At 71.0% G+C, this 3,678-nt stretch carries 3 protein-coding genes; all 3 read right to left on the bottom strand.

The features are described 5' to 3' along the window. Window positions 1–186: 186 nt before the first annotated feature. Genes GGQ91_RS27890 through metG form a run of 3 tightly spaced genes read right to left on the bottom strand, consistent with a single transcriptional unit; the run spans window position 187 to window position 3,432 of the window. On the bottom strand, window positions 187–990 hold the full coding sequence (locus GGQ91_RS27890) for an MBL fold metallo-hydrolase (protein WP_043354553.1): 804 nt from the start codon (window positions 988–990) through the stop codon (window positions 187–189). A 28-nt stretch (window positions 991–1,018) separates the two neighbouring features. Beyond that, window positions 1,019–1,822, bottom strand: coding sequence for a TatD family hydrolase (locus GGQ91_RS27885; RefSeq protein ID WP_179698577.1), 804 nt, complete (start codon window positions 1,820–1,822; stop codon window positions 1,019–1,021). Between the two features lie 32 nt (window positions 1,823–1,854). Next, complete coding sequence (gene metG / locus GGQ91_RS27880) at window positions 1,855–3,432, bottom strand: methionine--tRNA ligase (protein ID WP_043354549.1); 1,578 nt, start codon at window positions 3,430–3,432, stop codon at window positions 1,855–1,857. Window positions 3,433–3,678 lie beyond the last annotated feature (246 nt).

The following is a 3,678-nucleotide window of genomic DNA, read 5'->3' as shown; positions in this document are numbered from 1 at the left end:
CCGCTTGTCAGAAGATGCCTCAGCGCCCGGTCCACTTCCGCGGCCGGCGCCGATGAGCCGGGGTATAGGCCCACCGTTCCGGGCCGTCAACAGCCTTCTTCGCAGGGAAGTCGATTTTCTTGGACTCCGGCGACGACAGGCGTGTGACGGGCGATTCGCTCCTGCCTTCCCCCTGCCCCGCCGTCCTCAGACGTCGAGCGTCAGGCTCATCCCGTCATAGGCGGGCGCGATCCCCATGGGCAGGCGCGCCGCCAGGGTGCCGTAGTCGAGGTCGGTGTGGAGGTTGGTGAGCACCGCCTGGCGGGGCCGGACCGCTTCGATCAGGGCCAGCGCGTCCGAGACCGAGAAATGGGTCGGGTGCGGGGTGTCCCGCAGGGCATCGATGATCAGCAGGTCGAGACCGTGGAGCCGGGCCAGGGTCGCGTCAGGGATCAGGCTCACGTCGGGCATGTAGGCCGCATTGCCGAAGCGGAAGCCGAGGGCCGCCTCGTTGCCGTGCTCCACCGGGAGCGATGCCACGGTGATCGGACCCCCCTCCCCTTCCAGGGTCAGGTCGCGGTCGGCGTCGAGGTCGCGCAGGTCGAGGATCGGCGGGTAGGCGCTTCCGGGGGGCGTCTCGAAGCAATAGCCGAACCGGGTCGTGAGCAGCGACCGGGTCAGGGCGTCCGCGTAGACCGGGATCCGTGCCCGCATGGCGATCACCAGCGGGCGCAGGTCGTCGATTCCGTGGGTGTGGTCGGCATGGGCGTGGGTGTAGAGCACCCCGTCCAGACGCCGGATGCCGGAATCCAGGAGCTGCTCGCGCAGATCGGGGGAGGTGTCGACCAGAAGCGTGGTCCGCCCGGCCCCGGATGCCCGCTCGACCAGGATCGAGCAGCGCCTCCGGCGGTTGCGTGGCTCCTCCGGATCGCAGGCACCCCAGCCGGTGCCGACCCGCGGCACCCCGCCGGAGGAGCCGCAGCCGAGGATCCGCAGGGTCAGGCGCGCCATCCGGATCTCCCGCTCCCGCCCGCTTCGGTCACGCGCCGCTGCGGGGCGTTGCGCCGGCCGCCTTGTCGAACAGGCTGAAAAAGTTCGCTGTGGTGATCCGGGCGAGGTCCTCGGCCGGCAGCCCGAGCGTCTCGGCGAGGGACCGGGCCGTGTCGGCCGTGTAGGCCGGCTCGTTGGTCCGCCCGCGATGGGGCTCGGGGGCGAGGAACGGCGCGTCGGTCTCCACCAGGATCCGATCCAGGGGCACGCTCCGGGCGATGTCGCGCAGATCGTGCGAGCGCCGGAAGGTGACGATGCCCGAGAAGGACACGAACAGCCCCAGCTCCACCCCGGCCTCCGCCAGCCGCTTCCCCGAGGAGAAGCAGTGCAGCACCGCCCGGAAGGGTTTTTGGCCCATCTCGTCGGAGAGCACCCGCTCCATGTGGTCGTCGGCGTCGCGGGCGTGGATCACCAGCGGCAGGCCGGACAGGCGCGCCGCCTCGATATGGGCGCGCAGCACCCGCTCCTGCACCGCCTCGGGGGCGGCGTCGGCGTAGTGGTAATCGAGCCCGGCCTCGCCGATCCCGACGCAGCGCGGGCTGGCCGCGGCGATCTCCGCGATCGTCCCGGCGGCGACATCCGGCTCATCGGCGGCCCCGTGGGGATGGGTGCCGATCGTGTACCAGACCTCCGGATGAGCCTCGGCGATCGCCCGGTAGGTGTCGGCCTTGGCGACCCGGGTGGCGATGGTGAGCATGCCGGTGACGCCCGCGGCCTTCGCCCGGGCAATGACCCCGGGCAGGTCGGCGGCGAAATCCGGGAAGTCGAGATGGCAGTGGCTGTCGATGAGCATCGGGTCTCGGGGCCGTCGGGCGGCAAGATTCGTCAGGCGGACGGGGTCTCGGGGCGCTCGAAGCGCGGGAAGATCGGCGCGGGGGCGGCGAGCGCCGTGCCCGGCACGAGCCGGCCCCCCTCCCCCACGGCGGCGAGGCTGCGCCGGTCGGCCGGCACCGCCAGCAGGTCGAGGAGCTTGGCGGCCGCCCCCGGCACGAAGGGCTGGGTCAGGATGCCGAAGACGCGCAACGCCTCCAGCGTCGTGTAGAGCACGGCGTTCATCCGCGCCGGGTCGGACTTGCGCAGGCGCCAGGGCTCCTGGGCGGCGAAGTAGCGGTTCGCCTCCGCCACCACGGCCCAGATCTCGGCGAGGATGCTGTGCAGCGCGAGGTCGCCCATCAGGGTGCGGGCGCGCTCCGGCAGGGCATCGACCTGGGCGAGCAGGGCGCGGTCGGCCTCGTCCAGGCTGCCCGGATCCGGCACCGCACCGTCACAGTTCTTGGCCACCATCGAGAGCGAGCGCTGGGCGAGGTTGCCGAGGTCGTTGGCGAGATCGGCGTTGATCCGGCCGATGATCGCCTCGTGGCTGTAGCTGCCGTCGCCGCCGAACGGCACCTCGCGCAGCACGAAGTAGCGCACCGGGTCGACGCCGTAGGTGTCGGCAAGCTCGAACGGGTCGAGGACGTTGCCCAGCGACTTCGACATCTTCTCGCCCTTGGAGAGCAGGAAGCCGTGGCCGAAGACGCGCTTGGGCAGGGGCAGCCCGGCCGACATCAGGAAGGCCGGCCAGTAGACCGCGTGGAACCGGACGATGTCCTTGCCGATGATGTGCAGATCCATCGGCCAGAATTTTTTTCGCGGATCGGACTCGTCGGGGAAGCCGGTGACGGTGAGATAATTGGTGAGCGCATCGACCCACACGTACATGACGTGGCTCGGATGGCCGGGCACCGGCACGCCCCAGTCGAAATTCGTGCGGCTGACCGAGAGGTCCTTGAGGCCGGAGCGCACGAAGCTCGCCACCTCGTTCCGGCGGGTGTCCGGCCCGATGAAGTCGGGCTGGTCCGCGTAGAGCTGCAGCAGCCGGTCCTGATAGGCGGAGAGCCGGAACAGGAAATTCTCCTCCTCCATCCACACGACCGGCGTGTCGGTGGCGAGGCTGCGGCGGCTGCCGTCCTCCAGGAGCCGGGTCTCGGCCTCGTCGTAATAGGCCTCGTCGCGGACCGAATACCAGCCGGCGTATTTGTCGAGGTAGATGTCGCCGTTGGCCTCCATCCGCCGCCAGATCTCCTGGGCGGCGGCGGAATGGCCGGGCTCGGTGGTGCGGATGAAGCGGTCGTAGGCGCAGTCCAGCCGGTCGGCCATCGCCTGGAACCGGGCGGCGGTGCCGTCGACATACGCGCGTGGGGTGGTGCCGGCCCGGGTCGCGGCCTGCTGGATCTTCAGCCCGTGCTCGTCGGTCCCGGTGGAGAACAGCACGTCGTAGCCGTCGAGCCGGTGGAAGCGCGCGATGGCGTCGGCGGCGATCACCTCGTAGGCATGGCCGATATGGGGCGCGCCGTTGGGGTAGGAGATCGCGGTCGAGAGGCCAAAGGTTTTTTTCAGGGGCGCCGGGGCGTTGGACGTCACGTCTGTGGTGTTCCGGATGAGCGCGGGAAGCTGCCCGCGTTGTCGCGCGACCGGAGCCGGGACGCAACCGTCGCGGCCGGCAAGACCGGCGCTGCCGCGACGGCGGCCGGTCCGGGAGGCGGCCGTCGTCGACCGTCTCCGGACATGCGTTATCGTCCCCGCGCGCCGGTGGCGCCGGGGGCATGGCCCGGGAGCGAACACGAGGGACGCGGGACGCCGCGGGAACCCAGGTGTCGGCCAAAGTCG

It is taken from the genome of Methylobacterium fujisawaense (assembly GCF_014138435.1).
GTDB classification, from domain to species: domain Bacteria; phylum Pseudomonadota; class Alphaproteobacteria; order Rhizobiales; family Beijerinckiaceae; genus Methylobacterium; species Methylobacterium fujisawaense.
Note: the sequence above shows the minus strand (reverse complement) of the source record. Positions and strands in the feature narration are given on the sequence as shown.